Source organism: Haliscomenobacter sp., from assembly GCF_965225875.1.
Classification (GTDB): domain Bacteria; phylum Bacteroidota; class Bacteroidia; order Chitinophagales; family Saprospiraceae; genus Haliscomenobacter.
Window position 1 is genome coordinate 1,524,039 of record NZ_CBDDBS010000002.1, and the last position, 23,887, is coordinate 1,547,925.

Annotated in this window: 16 protein-coding genes and 5 tRNA genes; 1 reads left to right on the forward strand and 20 read right to left on the reverse strand. The window is 47.7% G+C overall.

Translation table 11 applies throughout. The features are described from left to right. Positions 1–121 precede the first annotated feature (121 nt). From rpoC to ACO08K_RS08990, 16 genes are all read right to left on the reverse strand, one after another. Positions 122–4,420: a DNA-directed RNA polymerase subunit beta' gene (gene rpoC / locus ACO08K_RS08915; protein WP_421796048.1), complete on the reverse strand. Its 4,299-nt coding sequence runs from the start codon at positions 4,418–4,420 to the stop codon at positions 122–124. 113 nt (positions 4,421–4,533) lie between these two features. Further along, the gene (gene rpoB / locus ACO08K_RS08920; protein WP_421796049.1) at positions 4,534–8,355 is read right to left on the reverse strand and encodes a DNA-directed RNA polymerase subunit beta; all 3,822 of its coding nucleotides are present in this window, start codon (positions 8,353–8,355) and stop codon (positions 4,534–4,536) included. 314 nt (positions 8,356–8,669) lie between these two features. Beyond that, positions 8,670–9,053 carry a 50S ribosomal protein L7/L12 gene (gene rplL / locus ACO08K_RS08925; RefSeq protein ID WP_421796050.1) on the reverse strand — a complete coding sequence of 128 codons (384 nt, stop codon included), beginning with the start codon at positions 9,051–9,053 and terminating at the stop codon, positions 8,670–8,672. A gap of 214 nt (positions 9,054–9,267) precedes the next feature. Further along, positions 9,268–9,810, reverse strand: a complete 543-nt coding sequence (rplJ, locus tag ACO08K_RS08930) for a 50S ribosomal protein L10 (protein ID WP_421796051.1) — start codon at positions 9,808–9,810, stop codon at positions 9,268–9,270. Between the two features lie 19 nt (positions 9,811–9,829). Next, positions 9,830–10,522, reverse strand: a complete 693-nt coding sequence (rplA, locus tag ACO08K_RS08935) for a 50S ribosomal protein L1 (protein WP_421796052.1) — start codon at positions 10,520–10,522, stop codon at positions 9,830–9,832. 69 nt (positions 10,523–10,591) lie between these two features. Then, positions 10,592–11,050: a 50S ribosomal protein L11 gene (gene rplK, locus ACO08K_RS08940; RefSeq protein ID WP_421796053.1), complete on the reverse strand. Its 459-nt coding sequence runs from the start codon at positions 11,048–11,050 to the stop codon at positions 10,592–10,594. A 201-nt stretch (positions 11,051–11,251) separates the two neighbouring features. Continuing rightward, the gene (gene nusG / locus ACO08K_RS08945) at positions 11,252–11,800 is read right to left on the reverse strand and encodes a transcription termination/antitermination protein NusG (RefSeq protein WP_421796054.1); all 549 of its coding nucleotides are present in this window, start codon (positions 11,798–11,800) and stop codon (positions 11,252–11,254) included. Positions 11,801–11,914: 114 nt separating this feature from the next. Continuing rightward, complete coding sequence (secE, locus tag ACO08K_RS08950; RefSeq protein ID WP_421796055.1) at positions 11,915–12,103, reverse strand: preprotein translocase subunit SecE; 189 nt, start codon at positions 12,101–12,103, stop codon at positions 11,915–11,917. 163 nt (positions 12,104–12,266) lie between these two features. Next, positions 12,267–12,342 (reverse strand) — tRNA-Trp (locus ACO08K_RS08955). Between the two features lie 199 nt (positions 12,343–12,541). Then, positions 12,542–13,738 (reverse strand): elongation factor Tu, encoded by a 1,197-nt coding sequence (tuf, locus tag ACO08K_RS08960; protein WP_421796057.1) that lies wholly within the window; start codon positions 13,736–13,738, stop codon positions 12,542–12,544. 50 nt (positions 13,739–13,788) lie between these two features. Continuing rightward, positions 13,789–13,863, reverse strand: a tRNA-Thr gene (locus ACO08K_RS08965). Positions 13,864–13,961: 98 nt separating this feature from the next. Further along, positions 13,962–14,037 (reverse strand) — tRNA-Gly (locus tag ACO08K_RS08970). 17 nt (positions 14,038–14,054) lie between these two features. Beyond that, a tRNA-Tyr gene (locus ACO08K_RS08975) sits at positions 14,055–14,137 on the reverse strand. 64 nt (positions 14,138–14,201) lie between these two features. After that, positions 14,202–14,277, reverse strand: a tRNA-Thr gene (locus ACO08K_RS08980). A 462-nt stretch (positions 14,278–14,739) separates the two neighbouring features. Further along, positions 14,740–15,036: a ribosome hibernation-promoting factor, HPF/YfiA family gene (hpf, locus tag ACO08K_RS08985; RefSeq protein WP_421796058.1), complete on the reverse strand. Its 297-nt coding sequence runs from the start codon at positions 15,034–15,036 to the stop codon at positions 14,740–14,742. 62 nt (positions 15,037–15,098) lie between these two features. Next, complete coding sequence (locus ACO08K_RS08990) at positions 15,099–15,992, reverse strand: tyrosine-type recombinase/integrase (RefSeq protein WP_421796059.1); 894 nt, start codon at positions 15,990–15,992, stop codon at positions 15,099–15,101. A gap of 199 nt (positions 15,993–16,191) precedes the next feature. Here ACO08K_RS08990 and ACO08K_RS08995 point away from each other — a divergent pair, with 199 nt between their 5' ends. After that, entirely contained in the window at positions 16,192–16,662 is a 471-nt protein-coding gene (locus ACO08K_RS08995) for an energy transducer TonB (RefSeq protein ID WP_421796060.1), read from the forward strand. Between the two features lie 74 nt (positions 16,663–16,736). Here the strand turns inward: ACO08K_RS08995 and ACO08K_RS09000 are convergent, their stop codons facing one another. The 4 genes from ACO08K_RS09000 to ACO08K_RS09015 form a co-directional block, all read right to left on the reverse strand. After that, positions 16,737–18,080: a RagB/SusD family nutrient uptake outer membrane protein gene (locus tag ACO08K_RS09000; protein WP_421796061.1), complete on the reverse strand. Its 1,344-nt coding sequence runs from the start codon at positions 18,078–18,080 to the stop codon at positions 16,737–16,739. 54 nt (positions 18,081–18,134) lie between these two features. Continuing rightward, complete coding sequence (locus tag ACO08K_RS09005) at positions 18,135–21,185, reverse strand: SusC/RagA family TonB-linked outer membrane protein (RefSeq protein WP_421796062.1); 3,051 nt, start codon at positions 21,183–21,185, stop codon at positions 18,135–18,137. Between the two features lie 275 nt (positions 21,186–21,460). Next, positions 21,461–22,024, reverse strand: coding sequence for a hypothetical protein (locus ACO08K_RS09010; protein ID WP_421796063.1), 564 nt, complete (start codon positions 22,022–22,024; stop codon positions 21,461–21,463). A gap of 174 nt (positions 22,025–22,198) precedes the next feature. Beyond that, positions 22,199–23,848, reverse strand: coding sequence for a SusD/RagB family nutrient-binding outer membrane lipoprotein (locus ACO08K_RS09015; protein ID WP_421796064.1), 1,650 nt, complete (start codon positions 23,846–23,848; stop codon positions 22,199–22,201). Positions 23,849–23,887 lie beyond the last annotated feature (39 nt).

Here is a 23,887-nt window from a genome sequence, read left to right on the forward strand (position 1 = left end):
GATCCATCCTGTGCTTTCCCCACGGACCTTCCCACGGCTAAAGCCATGGGTTATCGTGATATGTGCCTCCCACGGATAAATCCATGGGTTGGTGAAGGTTGGCCACAGAGGGCCAACCCTACTAGTCTTCGTCTTCCATGTCGTCGAACTGGTGGTAGCGGGACTCCAGTTCAGCAGCACGGTCTTTGTGCGTTACGATGATGTTGTCGAACTTGCGTTGGCCAGTACCCGCTGGGATACGTTTGCCGACGATAACGTTCTCTTTCAAGCCCATCAGGTTGTCGGTTTTGGCGCCGATGGCTGCCGTACTCAACACCTTGGTGGTTTCCTGGAAGGATGCAGCCGAAATCCAGCTGTTGGTACCCAAGGAGGCCTTGGTGATACCCAACAATTGTGGGCTGGAAGTAGAAGCTACGGCATCGCGGTATTCCACCAACTGGCGGTCGTTGCGCTTAAGGAAAGAGTTTTCTTCCCGAATTTGGCGCAATGTCACCAATTGACCTGGCTTCAAGCGGTTGGATTCGCCAGATTCCACAACGATTTTCTTGTCGAAAATCCAGTCGTTTTGCTCCAGGAATTCCATTTTGTCCACCGTTTCACCTTCAAGGAAGCTGGTATCGCCTGGGTCTTCGATCAACACGCGGCGCATCATCTGGCGTACAATCACCTCGATGTGTTTGTTGTTGATGGTGATACCCTGTGAGCGGTAAACTTCCTGAACACCATTTACGAGGTACTGTTGTACCGCGAATGGCCCTTTGATGGACAGGATGTCGCGTGGAGCGATGGTACCGTCAGAAAGCGGTGTACCAGCGCGCACGAAGTCGCCATCTTGTACCAGGATGTGTTTGCTCAAACCAATCAGGTACTTTCTAATTTGGCCGTCCTTGGCGGTTACCGAGATTTCGCGGTTACCCCGTTTGATCTTGCCGAAGTTCACCACACCGTCGATTTCAGAAACGATGGCGGGGTTGGATGGGTTACGCGCTTCAAAAAGCTCCGTTACCCGAGGCAGACCACCCGTGATATCCTGGATCTTACCCAGTTTCCGTGGAATCTTCGCAATTTTATCACCCGCAGTAATGGTTACCCCATCTTCAATTGAGATGTAAGACCCTACTGGCAAAGTATACGTTTTCAGTTCTACTCCGTCGGGGCTCATGATGAAGATCACCGGAATTTTCCGCTTGTTCTTACTTTCAATGATGACCTTTTCGGAGAAGCCCGTTTGTTCGTCACGTTCAATCCGGAAGGTAACCCCGTCTTCGATCGAGTCGAATTTGGCAATACCTGAGAATTCGGAGATGATTACCGCGTTGAAAGGGTCCCAGTTACAAAGCATCTGGCCTTTGCTCACGATATCGCCTTCCAGTACACTCAAGGATGAGCCATAAGGTACGTGCATGGCAACGTATTGCTTGCCCGTATCTGCATCTACAATCCGGATTTCACCGGTACGAGACAAAACTACCCGAGCGCCATTTTCATCAGGAGCTTCAGTCAGTTTGACACCGTCAAATTCAATTTTACCAGCGAATTTGGCAACGATCTCGGATTCAGTTTTGGACAAAGATGCCGTACCCCCTGTGTGGAAGGTACGCAGTGTCAACTGAGTACCCGGTTCACCGATGGATTGAGCTGCAATGATCCCCACTGCGTCACCTTCTTCGGCAATCCGACCATTCGCCAGGTTTTTACCGTAACATTTGGCACAAACCCCACGCTTGGATTCACAAGTCAGTACAGAACGAATGGTGATCGTTTCTACACCAATTTTTTCGATGTATTCCGCCGTCTTTGGATCGATGAAATCACCTGCAGTGAGGATGAGTTCTTCCGTAACAGGGTGTACAATATCGTGCAAGGTATAACGCCCTTCGATACGGGATACCAATGGTTCAATGACTTTATCGTTGTCTTTGAGTGCAGAGGTTTCCAGACCACGCAAGGTGCTACAGTCTTCTTCCAGAATGATCACGTCCTGAGCAACGTCCACCAAACGACGGGTCAGGTAACCTGCGTCTGCCGTTTTAAGGGCGGTATCCGCAAGACCTTTACGCGCACCGTGCGTAGAGATAAAGTACTCAAGTACGGACAGGCCGTCGACAAAGTTGGACAAGATCGGGTTTTCGATAACCGCACCACCCGTGTCACCAGACTTCCGAGGTTTGGCCATCAAGCCCCGTAGACCACACAACTGCTTAATCTGTTGTTTGGAACCACGTGCACCAGAGTCGAGCATCATGAACACCGAGTTGAAGCCTTGCTTGTGGCTGGCCAACTCACGCATCAGCGTGTCGGTAATGCGGTTGTCCGCATAGGTCCAACGGTCGATGATCTGGTTGTAACGCTCGTTGTTGGTGATCAGACCCATGTTGTAGTTGTCCCACACTTCATCCACTTCCCCTTGAGCTTCTTCCAGAGCATCCTGCTTGATGGAAGGAGTGATCAAGTCTCCGAGGTTAAAGGACAGACCACCACGGAAGGCCCAGGTAAAGCCCATGTCCTTGATGTCGTCGAGGAAATCTGCAGTCACCGCAAAATCGGTACGTTCGATTACTTCTCCGATTACCGCCTTGAGGTTTTTCTTGGTCATCAGGGTGTTCTGATAAGGTACGCCAGCAGGCATCACCTCGTTGAACAAGACCCGTCCTACCGTAGTTTCAGACAGTTTTTTGACCAACTTGCCATCCACTTCTACAGGAACACGTACTTTGATTTTGGCGTGCAGGTCTACCTGGCCTTCGTTGAGGGCAATGATGACCTCCTCAGGTGAGTAGAACTTCATACCTTCCCCTTTCACGACTACATTCCCAACGGTTTTACGTTCTTTGGTAATGTAGTACAGACCCAATACCATGTCCTGAGAAGGAAGGGTAATTGGAGTACCGTTTTGAGGGTTGAGCATGTTGTGCGAAGAAAGCATCAACATTTGAGCTTCCAAAATCGCCGCCTGGCTCAGGGGTACGTGTACCGCCATTTGGTCACCGTCAAAGTCGGCGTTGAACGAGCTACACACCAAAGGGTGCAACTGGATCGCCTTACCTTCTACCAAACGAGGCTGGAAAGCCTGGATGGACAAACGGTGCAATGTTGGAGCACGGTTGAGGAGCACAGGGTGTCCCTTCAAGATATTTTCGAGGATTTCCCAGATCACGGGATCCTTACGGTCTACAAGTTTTTTAGCCGATTTAACCGTCTTCACGATACCGCGTTCGATGAGTTTGCGGATGATGAAGGGTTTGAACAATTCGGCAGCCATACCTTTTGGCAAACCACACTCGTGCAGTTTCAGGGTTGGGCCTACCACGATTACTGAACGACCGGAGTAGTCTACCCGCTTACCCAAGAGGTTTTGACGGAAACGACCTTGCTTTCCTTTGAGGATGTCACTCAAGGATTTGAGTGGACGACCACCTTCTGCTTTTACGGCATTGGATTTGCGGGAGTTGTCGAACAAAGAGTCGACCGCTTCCTGCAACATCCGCTTTTCGTTGCGCAAGATGACCTCTGGGGCTTTGATTTCCAACAGACGCTTCAAACGGTTGTTGCGGATGATCACCCGACGGTACAAGTCGTTCAAATCGGAGCTGGCAAAACGACCACCATCCAATGGCACCAAGGGGCGCAATTCTGGTGGAATAACGGGCAGGTATTGGATCACAGCCCATTCGGGGCGGTTTTCCATGCGGGTTTGTCCATCGCGGAAAGCTTCCACTACGCGCAGACGCTTGAGCGCTTCTGACTTACGTTGTTGAGAAGTTTCGTTGGCGGCCTGGTGGCGCAGGTCATATGACAGTTGATCCAACTCCAGGCGGTTGAGCATGTCGCGCACCGCTTCAGCACCCATGCGGGCGATGAATTTGTTAGGGTCGGAATCTTCCAGCATTTGGTTTTCTGCTGGTAGTGACTCCAGGTGTTCCAGGTATTCTTCTTCGGTCAACAGGTCGTTGTTGCCAACGCCCTCGTTGCCTTTGATCCCTGGCTGAATCACTACGTAGCGCTCGTAATAAACAATTGACTCCAATTTCTTGGAAGACAATCCGAGCAAATAACCAATTTTATTAGGCAGTGATTTGAAGAACCAAATGTGCACCACGGGTACGACCAGTTTGATGTGGCCCATCCGCTCCCGGCGAACTTTTTTCTCCGTTACTTCAACCCCACAACGGTCGCACACGATCCCCTTGTAGCGGATCCGCTTGTACTTACCGCAATAGCATTCATAATCCTTGACAGGCCCGAAGATGCGCTCGCAGAAAAGACCATCGCGCTCGGGTTTGTACGAGCGGTAGTTGATGGTTTCTGGCTTGAGCACCTCACCATAAGAACGCTCCAGAATTTCATCTGGAGAAGACAAGCTGATGGTGATGCTGTCAAAATTCTGATTTTGAATATTACCCTTCTTTTTGAATGGCATGCTCCTAAAGGTTTATGAAGTTGAGGGAGGTTGAGTAGGGTTGAGTTCTTGGCGCTTCGACTACGCTCAGCGACCGAGAACTCAAGCTTCTCAACTTTCCTCAGCTTTTAGGTTTATTCAAATTTCACATCGAGCGCCAGACCGCGCAATTCGTGTACAAGTACGTTGAAGGACTCGGGAATGTTTGGTTCCGGCAAGTTGTCTCCTTTAACGATTGCTTCGTACGCTTTGGCGCGGCCATTGATGTCGTCGGACTTGATGGTAAGCAATTCCTGGAGGATGTTGGCAGCACCGAAGGCTTCCAGTGCCCAAACTTCCATTTCCCCGAAGCGCTGACCACCAAACTGCGCCTTACCACCCAATGGTTGTTGGGTAATGAGGGAGTATGGCCCGATGGAACGTGCGTGCATCTTATCGTCAACCATGTGGCTGAGTTTAAGCATGTAGATCACCCCTACCGTAGCCTGTTGGTGGAAGCGGTCGCCCGTTTCACCGTCAGAGAGGTAAGTTTGACCCAAACTTGGCAAGCCCGTTTTTTGGATCCACTCTTCAATCTCGTCGCGGGTAGCCCCGTCAAAGATTGGGGTAGCGAATTTGACACCCAGTTTTTCACCAGCCCAGCCCAATACGGTTTCGAAGATTTGCCCCAGGTTCATCCGTGAAGGTACCCCAAGTGGGTTCAGCACGATATCAACTGGTGTTCCATCTTCAAGGAAAGGCATGTCTTCGGCCCGAACGATACGGGATACAATACCTTTGTTACCGTGGCGTCCAGCAAGTTTGTCACCTACTTTCAGCTTGCGCTTTTTGGCCATGTATACCTTAGCCAGCTTGAGTACACCGGCAGGAAGCTCGTCACCAATGCTCACGTTGAATTTCTCGCGCTTGTAGCGGCCAATTTCTTCGTTGAGTTTGATGCTGTAGTTGTGCAACAAGCGGGCTACCAATTCATTGGTTTTAGGCTCGTCGGTCCAGTTGGTATAGTCTACCGAGGTATAATCCAGTTCACGCAGAGTGTCCTGGGTAAATTTCACCCCTTTAGCCAGCAGGTTGTCGCCATAAATGGTACGGATACCTTGTGAAGTTTTGTCTTTCAACAAAAGCATCAATTTATCCACCAAAATGGTCAACAACTCGTTGGTAGCGACTTTGTGCTGATCATCCAGTTTGGACAGTACGTCTTTCTCCTGGTTTTTCTGCACTTTATCTTTTTTCGCACGGGCGAAAAGTTGCTTGTCGATGATCACACCCGTAGTTGAGGGGGGCGCCTTCAAGGAAGCGTCTTTCACGTCGCCGGCTTTGTCACCAAAGATGGCACGCAAGAGTTTTTCTTCCGGAGTAGGATCGGATTCCCCTTTAGGTGTGATTTTCCCAATCAGAATGTCGCCTTCCTTAACCCAGGCACCGATGCGGATGATCCCGTTTTCGTCCAGGTCTTTGGTGGCTTCTTCACTCACGTTCGGGATATCGTTGGTGAGTTCTTCCTCGCCTAACTTGGTGTCGCGTACGTCAATTTCGAAGTGCTCGATGTGTACAGAGGTAAAGATGTCCTCCCGTACCACGCGCTCAGAAATTACGATGGCGTCCTCAAAGTTGTATCCTTTCCAGGGCATGAAGGCAACCTTCATGTTTTGGCCCAAGGCCAATTCACCCTTTTCAGTAGCGTAACCATCACAGAGGATTTGTCCTTTTTCAACGCGGTCGCCTTTGCGTACAATGGGGCGGAGGTTGATACAGGTACCCTGGTTGGTACGGGTAAACTTGATGAGGTTGTATTTCTTCAAGTTGTCTTCGAAAGAGATCAGCTGCTCTTCAGAGGTGCGGTCGTAACGTACATGGATTTCGGTAGCATCCACGTATTCAATTATCCCTTCACCTTCGGCGTTGATGAGCATGCGGGAGTCACGGGCAACCTTGCCTTCCAAACCAGTACCTACTACTGGAGAGTGTGGGCGAATCAGTGGCACCGCCTGACGTTGCATGTTCGAGCCCATCAAGGCACGGTTGGCGTCGTCGTTTTCCAAGAAAGGAATCATGGAAGCAGATACCCCAACGATTTGGTTGGGTGCTACGTCCATGTAGTCGATTTCTTCTGGTGTCAAAACCGGGAAATCACCATGCTCACGGCATTTGACGCGGTCTTGGACGAAGGTGCCATCATTGTTCAGCAAGGCGTTGGCCTGGGCAATCCGCATTTTGTCTTCCCCTTCTGCTGACAAGTACAATGGTTGTTCCACTTTTTCTACCATCCCTTCGATTACTTTCCGGTATGGTGTTTCGAGGAAGCCCATTTTATTGATCTTGGCGTGTACGCACAAGGTAGAGATCAAACCGATGTTTGGTCCTTCCGGAGTTTCGATGGTACACAAACGACCATAGTGGGAGTAGTGTACGTCACGAACCTCAAAACCAGCGCGCTCACGGGACAAACCACCTGGCCCGAGTGCAGAAATACGCCGCTTGTGCGTGATTTCCGACAATGGGTTGGTTTGATCCAGGAACTGCGACAATTGACTGGTTCCGAAGAAGGAGTTGATCACCGACGACAAGGTACGAGCATTGATCAGATCAACAGGGGTAAAGACCTCGTTGTCACGTACGTTCATCCGTTCCCGGATGGTACGAGCCATACGTGCCAAACCTACCCCGAATTGAGCGTACAATTGCTCACCTACGGTGCGTACCCGGCGGTTTTCCAAGTGATCGATGTCGTCGATTTCCGCCATTTGGTTCATCAAGGTCACCAGGAACTGAACGATGGAAATGATGTCTTCTTTCGTCAACACCAATACCTCTTCCGAGATATCCAACTGCAGTTTTTTGTTGATCTTGTAGCGCCCTACTTCACCCAGGTTGTAGCGTTTATCAGAGAAGAACAACTTCTCGATGATGCCACGAGCCGTTTCCTCATCGGGGGGATCGGTACCGCGCAATTGGCGATAGATGTATTGTACCGCTTCCAGTTCGGAACTGGTCGGGTCTTTTTGCAGGGTATTATAAATAATGGAGTAATCCTGGTCGATGTCCTCTTTTTGCAGGATGACCGTAGTCACCGATGCTTCCAGAATTGCTTCAATGTTGTCTTCGTCCAAAACGGTGTCACGTTCCAGAATGATCTCATTCCGTTCGATGGTCACCACCTCACCCGTGTCTTCGTCCACAAAGTCTTCGGTCCAACTGCGCAATACACGGGCAGCCAATTTGCGGCCAATGCTTTTTTCGAGCGCCTCACGGGTAGCAGTTACTTCATCGGCCAGGTCAAAGATATCCAGGATAGCTTTGTCGGTATCGTAACCGATGGCACGCAACAAGGTAGTAACCGGGAATTTCTTCTTCCGGTCGATGTACGCATACATCACTGTGTTGATGTCGGTAGCAAATTCCATCCAGGCGCCCTTGAAGGGGATAACCCGAGCCGAATAAATCTTGGTACCGTTGGGGTGTACACTTTGACCAAAAAATACCCCTGGTGAACGGTGGAGCTGTGAAACGATCACACGCTCAGCACCATTGATCATAAAAGTACCTTTGGGCGTCATGTACGGAATGTTCCCCAGGAACACATCTTGTACAATGGTTTGGAAGTCGACGTGTTCCTCATCGTTACAGGACAAGCGTAGTTTAGCCTTGAGCGGAACGCTGTAAGTCAAACCACGTTGCATACATTCTTCAATGCTGTAACGGGGAGGGTCGATAAAATAATCCAGAAACTCGAGTACGAAGATGTTTCTCGCATCCGTGATTGGGAAATTTTCCTGAAACACCTTGTACAATCCTTCGTTCATCCGGTTTTCAGGAGTTGTTTCCAGTTGGAAAAACTCTTGAAAGGACTTTAGCTGAATTTCAAGGAAATCAGGATAAGGAGTGGGGAATTTAGTTTTGCTGAAGGTAATACGCTTCGCTTCAGCCGATTGTGCTTTACCATTGAATGTCATCTGCGCAACAAGTTTGTTGTTGATGGTAAAAGCCCCAGGCCATTATAGCCGAGGGGTGCAAAAAAGTCAAGTCAAACTATGTAGTGGTTTTCCTGACTAGTAAATGAAACCAATGTAAAAAAAGTTTCATTTTTCCGCATAAAAATCACAAAATGTACAATACAAAGTATATGGCAATGGGCTTAGGAAGCAACCAACGTCGATTTCCTAAGCCCTGGTGCTTCAAAAATGATTTTTTGAAGCACTGCCCATTCCAAAAGCTATACTAGTAAAAGTCAGTGTAGCTAGTTGCTTTTGGCTTGCGCGAGGAGAAATTACTTAATTTCTACCTGAGCGCCAGCTTCTTCCAACTTAGCTTTCAAAGACTCAGCTTCGTCTTTAGAAACACCAGTTTTCAGTGGTTGTGGAGCACCGTCAACCAAGTCTTTTGCTTCTTTCAAGCCAAGACCCAAGAGGTTCTTCACTTCTTTAACCACGTTCAGTTTGTTGGCACCACCAGACTGGAGGATAACGTCGAATTCGGTTTGCTCAGCAACAGCAGCAGGAGCATCACCACCAGCAGCAGGACCAGCAACCATTGCTACAGCAGCAGCAGCAGGCTCAATGCCGTAATCATCCTTCAGGATACCAGCCAGTTCCTGAACATCTTTAACCGTCAAATTTACAAGCGTTTCCGCAAGAGCTTTCAAATCAGCCATTGTTATGTCTTTTAAAAAAGTGGTTTGAAAATGGTATATAATGAGCGGTTAGCTTGGAAGCCTTAACCGTTTGCAACCCACAAAATCGTTTGTGGGTTTGCTGAGGTACGAACTTTCTGAATATCCCACGAATAAATTCGTGATCTAATCTCCCACGAATAAATTCGTGGGCTGAAGCTCGCATTCCCTCCCATGGATGAACCATGGGTTGGGGTTACGCTTGGCGCTCTTCGAGAGCCTTGACCAATCCAGCGATAGTAGAACCACCAGATTGCAGGGCACTGACGAGGTTTTTTGCAGGTGATTGAAGCAGACCAATCAATTCGCCCAGCAAATCTTGCTTCGACTTGAGTTTGGTCAGTGCATCCAATTGGTCATCGCCGATGAACACCGCAGAATCCACATATGCAGCTTTCAACAAAGGCCGGTCGCTACCTGAACGACGATAGTCTTTCAGCATTTTAGCAACCGAGTTGGCAGGTGCATCAGGATCTTTGGAGAACAAAATGGCAGTAGGGCCATGGAGTGCTTCAAAAATACCAGCGTAATTTTTCTCAGCAGGAGTGTCCTCCAGTGCTTTCTTCACCAAGGTGTTCTTAATGACTTGCATTGAAACACCTTTTTCGAAGCAAAGCCTTCTGAATTTGTTGACATCACCTACCGACATGGTAGAAGCATCAGCGAGGTAGAAATAGTTATTTTCACCAAACTGCTCCTTCAATTCTTCGATAGTTGCTGTCTTTTCAGCCTTATTCATTTGACTCCTGTTTTAAAACTTAGCGAATCACTTTGGGATCAATTCTCACGCCTGGACTCATCGTAGTAGCAAGGGTAATGCTTTTCATGTAAGTACCCTTAGCCGTTGAAGGCTTCATACGTTGTAGTGTATGCAGCAATTCATTGATGTTCTCGATCAATTGGGCAGGAGCAAAAGAGACCCGACCAACCGAAGCGTGAATGATACCCGTCTTGTCAACGCGGAAGGAAATCTTACCCTTCTTTACTTCGGAAACTGCTTCCCCGATGTTGGTGGTTACCGTACCGGTTTTAGGGTTGGGCATCAAACCACGAGGGCCGAGGATACGGGCAACTTTACCCAACGCAGCCATGGTTTGTGGCATTGCGATGATAACGTCGACATCCGTCCAACCTTCCTGAACCTTTTGGATCAGGTCTTCCAAACCTACGTAATCTGCACCTGCAGCTTTTGCTTCTTCGGCTTTATCCGGAGTACAAAATACAGCTACACGTTTGGTTTTACCCGTACCGTGTGGCAGGCCTACGGTGCCACGAAGCGCTTGATCCGGTTTACGTGGATCAACGCCCAGGCGTACGTGAATGTCAACCGAAGCATCAAACTTGGTCAAGTTCACGTCTTTCATCAGAGCAGTTCCTTCTTCCAGAGTATACAGCTTATTGCGGTCTACTTTGGCATTGACAGCGGCTCTTTTCTTTCCAACTTTTGCCATGTCAAAAAAGATTTAAGGTCAACGTCGGTTGCTGCGTTCAGCCGCCAACTCCCTTTTGAAGAAATAAGATTATGCCTCCACTTCTGCGGCGCCCCAAGGAGGAGTACCGGAGATGTTAAGCCCCATACTGCGTGCCGTACCTGCGATCATTTTCATGGCAGATTCGATGGTAAAGCAGTTGAGGTCGGGCATTTTGTCTTCAGCGATCGCTTTTACCTGATCCCAAGTTACGGTACCTACCTTTTTCCGGTTGGATTCAGCAGAACCCTTCTGGATTTTGGAGGCTTCCATGAGTTGGATAGCTGCCGGAGGTGTTTTGATCACGAATTCAAAGGACTTGTCCTTATAAACCGAGATCACCACCGGAAGTATCTTACCCATTTTATCCTGGGTAGCGGCATTGAAGCGCTTGCAAAACTCCATGATGTTCACCCCTTTGGAACCGAGTGCCGGACCGATGGGGGGAGCTGGGTTTGCTTGACCGCCTTTGACCTGAAGTTTGATGAAAACTTCTACTTCCTTTGCCATTTTAGTAAATAATTTTACCGCTAAGTAAAGCTGTTGGATGGGAAGCGTTTCATTCCGGCTCACATTCCGGAGGAACAACAACAACGATACTTTTTACGCGATATATTGAAAATCAAAAAATCTGCATTCTGTAAGGGCGGCCCCACGTGGTCGCCATTTTGCAATGGTCAACCACAAATGGTCAACCACATAGGGTTGAACCTACGATGTTTTTTCCACCTGCATGAAGCCCAACTCGACTTCGGTGCCCCGGCCAAAGATTTTTACAATCACCTTCAGCTTTTTCTTCTCCTCGTTCACTTCCTGAATGTCGCCAATGAATTCGCTGAATGGGCCATCCACAATTTTGATGGTTTCACCTACGATGAACGGTTCAATCAGGGATTCGCCTGCAGCTTGAGATTCATCCACCTTACCAAGAAGGCGGTTGGCCTCGGCGTCTTTCATGGGTTCGGGCGTATTTTTACCCAAAAAATGAATGACGTTGGGTACATTAGCGATCACTTGTACAACTTCAGCGCTCAATTTACCAGGTACGGCTTCAACCAATAAGTAGCCGGGTAAAATGTTGCGCTCGGAAATTACTTTTTTACCGTTACGGATCTTGTAGACCTTTTCGGTTGGCACGACGACCGACGAGATAAATGAATTCCATTCATTGCGCAGAATTTCAGCATCAATGCGCTCTTTGATTTTGCGCTCCTTGCCGCTGATCACCCTTAATGAGTACCATTTTTTATCTTCAGACATCGGTCTCTACCAATTTATTCGACAAACCTGAGAAACAGGTTTAATCATTAAACAAACGCCAAAAGGCACTCGACCGCACTGAACTGTCGAATGCCTTACGGCACTGCATTTTATCTAGATTCCGTAAATGAGGTCCAATGCAAATTTGGAAACCACATCCATCAGAAACACAATTGCTGCCAAGAGCAATACTGCAACCACTACGGCTACTGCATTTGCCTGTAAATTTGCCCAAGTTGGCCAGGATACGTTTTTGACCAGTTCCTGGTAGCTTTCTCTTAAGTAAAGTTGAATCTTTTCCATGTGTATTGTGGTTACCCAACCTGTGAATCTTTGCCTCTTGCCCTAATCCACGAATACGTTTGTAGGGTGGTTTGCCGTTAAGTTATGCCTCCGTTCCCACGGCTAAGCCCTGGGTTAGTTTGAAGCATTCCCTGCCCACGGCTAAAGCCATGAGTTGGGAGTATGGCACGGGCAGAAGGATTTGAACCCTCGGCCTACGGTTTTGGAGACCGTCGCTCTACCAGCTGAGCTATGCCCGTGTGTATCGAAAAGTTAAGCATCCCACCAGGGGTGAGATGCTTACTTTTCAATGATCATATCGTGATTGTAGAGAAAATTTTCTCTACGCATCAGTTACATGTATTACTGCCTTCAAGAGAACAATCCTGGGATGTCAGGTCAAGACCATCCACGTAAAGATGTTGATGTTACTTCAACATCCACGCAGGGATGTTGCTACTACTTGATGATTTCAGTAACCTGACCTGCACCTACGGTACGGCCACCTTCACGAATCGCAAAACGAAGACCCTTTTCCATAGCGATTGGGCTCAACAATTTCACGTTCAGGGTTACGTTATCACCGGGCATTACCATTTCTACTCCCTCAGGAAGCGTACAGTCACCAGTTACGTCCGTGGTACGGAAGTAGAACTGTGGGCGGTAGCCTTTGAAGAATGGAGTGTGACGGCCACCTTCCTCTTTGCTCAGTACATAAACCTCACACTTGAATTCAACGTGTGGGTTAACTGATTTAGGAGCACAAATAACCATACCACGACGGATGGCTTCTTTGTCGATACCGCGCAGCAGGATACCAGCGTTGTCACCAGCTTCACCACGGTCGAGGATTTTGCGGAACATTTCCACACCTGTAACGGTAGAAACCAATGGCTTTTCGCCTTCTTTCTGCATACCGATAATCTCAACAGCATCACCAACGTTGATAACACCGCGCTCGATACGACCTGTAGCAACAGTACCACGACCAGTGATAGAGAATACGTCTTCGATTGGCATCAAGAATGGCTTGTCTGTCAAACGAACTGGTTCTGGAATCTGCTCATCTACTGCATCCATCAAATCGATGATGCGTTGAACGTAAGTAGGATCGCCTTCCAGAGCCTTCAAAGCAGAACCTTGAATAACCGCAGAATTGTCACCGTCGAATTGGTAAGTATCCAGCAATTCGCGGACTTCCATTTCAACCAGTTCCAACATTTCAGGGTCGTCAACAATGTCAACCTTGTTCATAAATACAACGATCTTTGGAACGCCTACCTGACGAGCCAAAAGGATGTGCTCGCGGGTTTGGGGCATCGGACCGTCGGTGGCAGCAACAACCAAGATTGCACCGTCCATCTGAGCAGCACCAGTTACCATGTTCTTAACGTAGTCGGCGTGACCCGGACAGTCTACGTGAGCATAGTGGCGCTTTTCAGTTTCGTATTCAACGTGCGCTGTATTGATCGTGATCCCTCTTTCTTTTTCTTCTGGAGCAGCATCGATTGAGTCATAATCTTTTTTCTCTGCCAGACCCTTAGAAGCGAGAACAGTAGTAATTGCAGCTGTAAGCGTCGTTTTCCCGTGGTCTACGTGACCAATTGTGCCGATGTTTACGTGCGGCTTTGTTCTAGCGAATGTTCCCTTAGCCATCAGTATAGAATTTTTGGATGTAAATTATGAAACAAAAAGCATCTATGACCTGGAGCCAATGAAGGGATTTGAACCCTTGACCCCTTCCTTACCATGGAAGTGCTCTACCCCTGAGCTACATCGGCTTGTATGTCTTTTCTCTGGTACGTTCCCACAACTACAGTCGTGGGTTGTCTTGTATATGTTCTCCCACGGTTGAAACCGTGGGGTGGAAACGTATACATGGAGCGGAAGACGAGACTCGAACCCGCGACCCTCAGCTTGGAAGGCTGATGCTCTACCAACTGAGCTACTTCCGCTTGTATGACAAAAATAGTGGGGGTGGATGGATTCGAACCAACTCAGTCAAAGACACCAGATTTACAGTCTGGCCCGCCTCTCCACCTGCGGCGCACCCCCTTGGAGACCCAAAGCAAAAACTTTGAGGTTGATTTGAACTAACCCACGAATAAATTCATGGGCCTGGAGCCAGCAGAGGGACTCGAACCCCCGACCAGCTGATTACAAATCAGCTGCTCTACCAACTGAGCTATGCTGGCGTAGCTTTGGTTTTGGATCAAAATGATACCTGAGAAATCAGTTGGTAGATGATTTATCAGAAAATGTAATCAGTTTGATCAAAAACCAGATTTTATAAGGTTTTTCAACCTGTTCAAATCAGATATTTTTGTCGAAAATGTCAAGTTTTGTAAGCATTTCGGCGTCTTTTTCCGAAAGCGATTGCAAAGATAGTGCCTCTCCAAGAAATATCAAATTTTTGCGCAATTTTTTTTCTTTGATTTTCTTTTTTTGGAAGCGTGGCGCAAATATAGGGTAAGGTTGTTGATATTTTCAAAGGTTCTGGCTAAAAAGTTTAACGGGTTTAACCAACAGCAGGTGAATTTAGTTCCTGCGGTGTTGATTAAACCCGTTAAACTCGTTGGGGCGGCTCTAAGGGATTACCCTCGTTGGGGCAATCCCTTGCGGTTGCCCTAGACAACGGCAACCACGTAGGGTTACCGCTACGACGATTGTTTTTCTTTGTATTTGATGATTTGTCGTTTGAGGGAATCCACTGCTTGTTCTACGGCAGCTTCGAAGGTTTTGCTGCCTACCTTGGCGATGAGGGTTTCGCCAGGCACATTGATGCGCACTTCTGCGATTTTTTCTCTTACCTGTCCGGTATTTTCCAGTTTAAGCACCACACGTGCATTGATGATGCGGTCGAAAAACTGGTCTACTTTGCTCAATTTTTTCTCGATAAAGTCTAGCAACTTGCTGTCAACTTTGAACTGTACTGCTTCAGTGTACACAACCATAATTCAAGATTTAAAGGGTTAGACCATAAAGATCAATTCTTCATCCTTCGAAATAGCGGGATTTACTCCGCGCCAGATTTGGGATGAGCTTGCTGGTAAATTTTTTTTAGTCGCTCAATAGAATGGTGGGTGTAGATTTGGGTTGCTGCCAAACTGGAATGGCCAAGCAACTCTTTTATTGCATTCAGATCAGCACCGTGATCCGATAAGTGAGTAGCAAAAGAATGCCGCAAGACGTGTGGACTTCGTTTTTCCTGGGTGGTAATGGTACTCAAAGCCTCCTTCACAATCCGGTAGATGAGTTTGGCGTATGCTGCTTTCCCATCTTTGGTCAGCCAAAGTCCCAACTCAGGGGTGTTGGGAAAGGTCTGTTGCCGCACATCCAGGTATTGCCGCAGGAGGGTGGCCATAGCATGCGAAATGGGAATCAGGCGTTCCTTGTTTCCTTTTCCCAGCACCTTAATTGTAAAGCTGCCGAAATTCAAGTCGCTTACCTTTAGGTTCAAAAGCTCGGCACGGCGCATGCCGGTGAGGTAGCACAACTCTACCACCACTCGATTACGGAGTTTTTCATAATCGTCGGCGGGGTCTGTTGAATTGAGCAATTGTTCCAGGTGTTGTTCAGGTACAACACTTGGCAAACGTTTGCCAAGCTTGGGCAAACTCACCTGTAACATTGGTGAACGAGTGATCACTTGCTCACGCTGCAAAAAGCGGAAGTAAGACTTGAGGGTTGACAATTTCCGCCGGATGGAGGAAGCCGAGTACTTCTGCTCCATTAAGGATACTGCCCAGGACCGAATGTGGATGTGTTGGATAATCGCAGGTTCAACGATCTCGTATTGGTTTTGCAAAAAAGCACTAAACTGCTCCAAATCAACCTTGTAGGCATCAATGGTATGCATAGAAAAGCGTTTTTCATACTGCAAATACTTCAAAAATCCTGCTATTGTCATTCGTTCGGGTTGTCATCGATTCGCTCAATGTAGAATCGAACAGTATTCTGATCTGATTTAAATTTAAAAAATTACGAGGAGAAAGTCAAGGATCGACTTAACTTTGGCTTAACATTACAATTGGCAATTTCAGCTAATCCACTGATAAATTGCCGTTTAATTTCACAAGGATCTTTCGATTTTTTTTTAGAAAATTTTTATGGCGCGTCAAAAAAGCGAAAATCATTTCATTAAAGGTGCAGTTTACCCGGGAGGGCAAAAAGCCATGTTGCTGTTTATCCAAAACAACCTGCAATACCCCCCGGAAGCCATTGCTGCCAAAGTGGAAGGAACGATAAGAATTCGGTTTAGCATAGATCATACAGGCAAGGTGTTCAAAAGCCAGGTTATTGCCAGTTTGGGGCACGGCTGTGATGAAGAAGCTATCCGACTGGTGCATTTGCTGGAGTTTGAAGTGCCTAAAACTTATAAATTAAAGGTGCAGCACCATCGGACTTTGAATATTCACTTCAAATTGCAGCCGAATCCATTGCCAACTGAAGCACCTCCCCTACCCACTCCATTATCGATTCAGTATACCATTATTAGTACAACTGCACCAGACTCTCCCGCACCAATCACGGAAAATTCCAACCAAGGTTACCATTATAGTATTCAATTGAAGCCTTAAAATGCAGAAAGGCCACTCTTTTGCAAGAGCGGCCTTTCACTTAGTATTCAAACTTACCTTAGTCCGTCGCCAGGTTAATAGCCCGGATTCTGTGCTAAGCTCTTATTGGTGTCAATTTCCCGTTGAGGGATTGGCAATACAAGTAAGTTGTCACCAAAAGGTTTGGTGCCTACACTGCCACGGGTACGTTTGATGTCATCCAGGTTGTTCCCTTCGAAGGCCAACTCCAAGTGGCGTTCTTTCAAGATCGCAGCCAGGTTTACGGTACCCAGGGCAGTCAGACCAGCTCTGGTACGCGTTCTATTCACGTCAGCAAGTGGAGTAGCGCCAACTGAGGTGCCCAAACGTTGGTTACACTCGGCACGAGTCAGGTACATCTCGGCCATACGTACAACTGAAACATCACCGTATTGATCGATGAATTTGCGGGTAAACAAACGGTTGCTTGCTGTAGTAAAGAAGGTTTTGCGTACATCACCTGCTTCGTACAGGTCGGTATGCTTGGTTTGAACCCGAATGTCCCCGCGACCCTGGAAGGTTGCAGGAGCAAAATAGGTATTCATGCTATTGGTCGCGTCCTGATCTGAAACCGCCACACGGAAGATCATTTCATTGCTCTCGCCTCCGGTAGCAAATACATCCGGGAAAGTAGCTTCCAACTCCCGAGCGCCAGACTGGATCACCTTGTTGGCAGCGTCACGAGCCAAAGCGTAATTACCTTGCATCAAGTATACCCGAGACAACATTGCAGAAGCCGCATCACGAGTGGCGCGGGTAGCATCGTCACCGGCATCAGTGGCAGGCAACAAACTTTCTGCTTTGGTCAAGTCTTCGATAACTTGTGCGTAAATGGCCTGTACACTTGCTCTTGAGCGGTAGTCCTCATCAGTAATTGCCCGGGTAGGAGTCGTAACCAGCGGCACACCAAGGTTGGCATTGTTGTCACCATCGCCCCAGGTTTTACCCCAGAGTTTCACCAGCTCGAAATACAGAACACCACGGATAAAGCGGGCTTCTGCTTCAACCTGCCCACGATCGGCTTCGTCCACGATGCTCAACGCAGACAACACGTTATTGGCACGGTTGATGGCAGCATAAGCATCTCTCCAAGTTGCATAGGTCTGGGTATTCCCTGGTGTAACAGTTTTCCGCCAGATTTCATCATGGGTAGAGAACGTACCACCGAATACAAATTCGCGGTCATCACCGAGTAATTCACCAGTGTATTGAAAAGCGCCTCCATAAACGTCTGCATCCCCCAAACCGTCGTAAGCACCCGTCAGGGTAACTTTTACATCCTGAGATGTGGCCAGGGCCAGGTTTTCGTCAATGGTCTGCGTAGGCGCAACATCCAATTTGCTGTCGCAAGCCGAAGCCCCTAAAAGGATCAGGGCAAACGGCGCTATATGTTTGAGCATTTTAAGCATTTTCATTTTTTTAAAGGTTAAAAACATTTTGCGCTGTTCCGAGAATTAGAACCCGATGTTGAAACCAGCCAGGATTGTTCTTGGCTGAGGAGCAGTGTAAAAGTCATAACCTTGTGCAATGTTGGTTACAATGTCATCGGCGTTAACTTCAGGGTCCCAACCGATGTAGTTGGTCCAGGTAAGCAAGTTTTGTCCCGTTACAAATACGCGCAGGCTTTGGATCTTGGCCTTGCTGGTGAGCGATTTGGGGAAATTGTAGGACAAAGTTGCGTTGCGCAAACGTACAAAAGAACCATCCTGAATAAAGCGGCTGGAAGGCTGAGCACCATTGTTGTAGAACAAACGGGCTTCTGGAATATTGGTATTGGTATTCTGAGGTGTCCAGGCATTCAGCTGGTCCACGGTTTGGTTGTCTTCAAAACGAGCGTTAGCAGAAGAGAAACGACCTACTCCGTAGAAGTTGAGTTCGTTGCCGATTACCGCACTGAACAATACGGACAACTCAAGGCCTTTGTAGCTAAAGGTGTTGGTTACACCACCGATCCAATCGGGCAGTGGGCTACCTACGACTACACGCTGTGCCTGGCTGTAAGTACTGGTGGTCTCACGGTTGCCTTCAGTTGCATTTTTGTACCACAATGCATTACCGTTAGCAGGATCTACTCCAGCGTACTCAGCAGTGAAGTAAGTACCCAATGGCTGACCTTCTACAGCGCGGCTCATGTTGTTCAAACCAGCTTCGATGATTTGGCCTTGGAGGTCGGTAATTTCGTTTTTGTTGGCAGCAAAGTTCAAGCTGGTTCTCCAACGGAAAGCACCTCTTACAACATCGGTGTTCAATACAATTTCTACCCCGCGGTTGGTCAATTTACCGACGTTACGGAATTGAGTGGCAAAACCAGTAGACGCAGGAACGTTAACATTCAGCAACAGACCAGTGGTGTTTTTGCTATAGAAGTCAATTTCCCCGGTCAAACGATCTTTGAACAAACCAAAGTCAATACCTGCATCAAACTGATCGGTAGTTTCCCAGCTCAAATCAGGGTTACCCAACTGCGAAGGACGCTGACCAGGAGCACCATTGTAACCAGCGTCGCCCTGGAACAGACCCAATTGTGGGAAGTTACCAATTTCAGCGTTACCCGTACGGCCATAGCTGGCACGAACTTTCAGGAAGCTGATCGCTTTGATGCTGTTCAAGAAACCTTCTTCAGACACAATCCAGCCCAAAGAAGCGGCAGGGAAGAAACCATAACGGCTTTCTTTACCAAAACGGGAAGATCCATCCGTACGTACACTTACACCCACGAGGTATTTCTCAGCCAATTTGACGTTGGCACGTGCGAAATAAGACAAGAAGCGGAAGTTGGTTTCGGTAGAGTTACCGTCTGTTTTACGGGCAGCACTGGCAATCTGGCGATAGGCGTCGGATGGGAAATCCTGACCTTCGATGAAGTTAGTCTTCTGTTGTGATTGCTGATAAGCCATACCAGCGGTCAGATCCAATTTGGTGCTACCAAATCCAGTATTGTAAGTAAAGTAATTGTTCGTGTTGTAGTTTTCAACCCGGGTGAACAGATTCTGACCAATACCCTGAGGTGCGCCGAAGTTGCGCTGGGTTTTGCTGTTGTAGTACAGTTCTTCCTGTTGATCCAACATGTCCAGTGCAAATTCTGAACGGAAGCTCAGTCCATCCAGAATGCTGATTTGGGCATAAACACTGCTCAGGTTGCGGTTCGTGTTGGTGTTGTAATAAGCGTTACCAAGGTTGATCAGCGGATTGTAGTACACTGGAATGCTGATGTCACCTGGAGGAGTTCCTACTGGCAAACCAGTATCTGGATCGTTAGCCGGAGTCATCGGAGGCAATGCCACGATCTGCATAGGGTTGTCAAACTGGCGGTCGCCAGAGATACGCTCGTTGAACGAACGGCTCAAGCTGGTATTGAACCCTACTTTCAGCCACTTGTAAGCCTGGTGATCAACGTTGATCCGACCAGTGATGCGATTGAGGGCGTTTCCGATCAAAATACCTTTTTGGTCAAACCATTGGCCTGACATATAAAAGGTAGTTTTATCGTTACCACCTGAAATGTTCAGGTCATGCTGCTGCATCGGTGCGTCCTGGTAGGCCAGTTTCCCCCAGTTGGTATCTTCTGCTTTATCAGTACCTATAGTTCCCAAACTTTGTGTAACGAAGAAATCTTCCATGTACGCAGTATAGGAATCCGGATCAGAAGCAGCAAGCCCCTCAATGCGGTCAGATGCAGCTGCAGCCTGACGATACAATTTCAGGTACTGCTCGGTATTCAGGAATTCCAATTGGCGGGCAGGATTACTCTCGCCATACTGGAAGCCGTAATTAACGCTAGTGCGGCCGGTTTTACCACGTTTGGTGGTTACCAGCACTACACCGTTGGCAGCACGGGCACCATAGATGGCCGCAGCGGAAGCGTCCTTCAGGATTTCAATAGATGCGATGTCTTGTGGGTTCAGGTCGGCAAGTGGGTTGGTAGCTCCGCCAAATGAACCCAGGTCCGCTGTTGTAGCAGGAATGCCGTCAATTACAATCAAAGGCTCGTTGGAAGCGGATACCGAAGACTGGCCACGTACCCGAATTTGTACGGCCTGGCCTAATTTACCATTGCCAGATGTGATTTGTACCCCTGCGGCTTTGCCTTGCATAGCCTGGTCAAAGCTGGTAACGGGCATGTCTTTGATGTCCTCTGTACGGATTTTTGCGATGTTACCCGTCAGTTCCCGCTTGATGGCCGTACCGTAACCCGTTACCAGCACTTCGGTAAGGTCGATACCCGGCTGCATGGTAATAGTGATATCAGTTTGGTTGTTGACGGCCACATCCAGGGTAGAGAACCCCGTGTAAGAGACAACGAGAGTGGCGTCGCTAGGCGCACTGAGCTTGAATTTTCCATCAATGTCGGATACAGTACCGTTGGTTGTACCTTTAACCATTACGCTGGCGCCAATCAGTGGTTCGCCATCCCGGTCGGTTACTTTTCCGCTGATGGTCAATTGTCCGAAGGCAACCGTCGCTCCGCAGAGCATCAGCAGTAAAGCCAGTAAATGTTGTTTCATACCAATGAATTTGATTTTATTGAATGTCAAAAAAATATACAGTCAGGCTAACACCTGGTATAGACATTGTGTTTAGAGCAGTATTGTTCAAGGGATATAATGCGTTGCAAGATAAGCGCTGGAAATTGATAAACGTTTGGATCTGACTTAGGGCTGCCTCAAAAAATGCTTACAGATACACATCTGCAATTTGGCAGACAAATGTTAAAACTCTGCAAAAATAGAAATGGAGCGCTTAAAAAGCACTCCATTCCCAAATTATTTAACAAAAGTTATTAATCGATGACATTCACCCGATACAAAAATGGTGAATTGTAGAATGCACCACCCGTAATATCGGGACTTGAGTTGGCTGCATTAAAGCTTCTACCAGTAGTGAGTTTCATGGTTCCACGAACCTCAAACTGATCTCCTTTGGCCAATTCGGCATCAGTCAACTTCAAAGCATCCTGTAGCTCTTTGCCCGTGATTGACATACTAAGACGTGGATACTTGGTGGTTCCATCAGGAGTAAATGAACTTGCAGCTAGTGATTTCAGCGCGACATCAGTTTTGTTGTTGGTGCCATTTGCTGCGGTTTTGTCTACGAAACGTACAACCAAATCATAGGCTGAAAATTCAGCACCAAAATTTGCCGTAACTGCTTCCAGCGTAACCGTCATTTTGGTACCCGCCATATTGGCTTTGCTGACGTTGTAAGCTGGAATGGGGAATTCAACGGTACGCATGTAACCTCCCGTTTCGAAGCTGAATTCGTCCAAACGTTCAACTATTTCAGTTTCACAAGCCGTAAAAGCCATTACTGAAACCAAAAAGAAGAATTTTATGATGTTTTTCATATAAACACTCGTTTTGTCTGGTTGATAAATGCAAAGGCAAGGCCTTTGTAATGGGGCAAAAATAAGTAATCATTTTTCCTGAGCCAGAGGATTAGATAAGCCACTTGAAATGAAGCGTTTACTTATCTAATCCTCTGGCAAAATGATCACTTATTTTTTTATCGCCCCTTTCATTTATTTAATAAAGTTGTTCGCAGGGTTGTTATCCCAAAATACCTGAACCGTAGAATTGGTTTTTTGAACCGCATTCTTGTTTCTGGTGATATACGCCTGTGGGTAATAGTAGGAGCGCACAAATGGGCCTGGGTTAGGATCCAATGCTGGTTGCTGACCGCTAGGCTTGCCCGTTCTGCGGTAGAGGTTATAAGCCTCAATACCGTTGCCAAACAGTGCCACCCAGTACTCAGTTGCGATGATGTTCAATTTGGCATCATCACTACCTGCAGCATCATAGTCTGCCAATACTTTGTCCACATACTTTTTCACTTCATCGGCCCAAACAAAACCTTTGCTTTGTTCAAAAGTATTGATCTTGCTAGCTTCAGTAGTACCAAGAGCCAGGCTGCGTACATCCGCCATTGATTTTTCAACAGCCGATTTCAACAGTGCTTTTGCATCGCCACCAGTGCCTAGTGTCACAGCTGCTTCTGCCAACATGAAGTCAACGAAACTGCGCATCATGATGGGGTGAATACCTGCACCACCTGCACCAGCTCCAAGAGATACACCTCTACCAGCGTCATCGTCGAACAAACCACCGGCAGGATAGATCCCCCAGGCAGTACGCAACAAACCATCTGGTGGAATACCTTCGTTGTTCAGGTGGTCACGTCCCCAGTAGCCGACAGTAGTTGGCAAGCAATACACATCATTGGCACCATAGTGGCTGGGCTTTTGGTTGGTAATGCAACGCAACTGGTTGACGTCAGTTGGGTTTTTGATGGTTTGGCGGTAGAAGTAATAACGCACCCGTGGGTCAGGAAAACCTTTGGAGTTGTACAATTGCCCCATGTAGGAGTTCGATTGGTAATCACCACCACCAGTTGGGCTATACTGCCCAGCGTAACGTGGGTGACGGGTATCCGGGTTGGTCAGGTTGGTACCGTACTTGAACTGAAAGTTCTGAGCAGCAGTAGAGATCAACTTGTTTTCGGTTACCAAAGCACCAATTGCCGAAGTCGATCCAGCCTTGTTCACCAAACGCAAGTTAAGGTGATACTTCAATTTCAGTGAATTCACCAAACGAATCCAGCTATCGGTGTTACCTCCATAGTACAAATCACCAGGTGCACCTGACTTGGATTTAGCAGCAAAGTTTTCAGCCGCCTTGTTCAAGTCCGCCAGTGCAGCAGCGTATACATCTGCACCTTTGTCCACCCCTGGGTTGAAGTTATTGGGGTCGATGGCTTGAGAATAAGGTACATCGCCATAGGCGTCTACCAGGTTCATCAACACCATAGCCCGAACGGTGCGGGCAATACCTGCGTGAACGAATAATTCTGAAGCTTCAGCCAGTGGAATCAAGGCTTTTACGTCAGCCATGATGTCAGAATAAGAGCTGTTCCATGGGCCGTTGTTACCGGGAGTAACCGCGTTGTCGTAAATGGCAGCACCCTGGTTCAACATCCGGGTCAGGCGCATGCCTGGGTCACTGAAAGCATTGAAGTTTCCAGAGTAAGCCAGCTCAATGCGGTTGAGGATAAAATTGATATCGGCATTGTTCACCGTTACTGCGTTGGGGTTGTCCAACAAGTCCAGTTCACAAGAACCCATAAGGGTCACTGCCAATACCAAAAACAATATCTTGATATTACGAATCATCATTTTGTTTTTTTAGAACGACTAAATAGAGGTTTTGACACC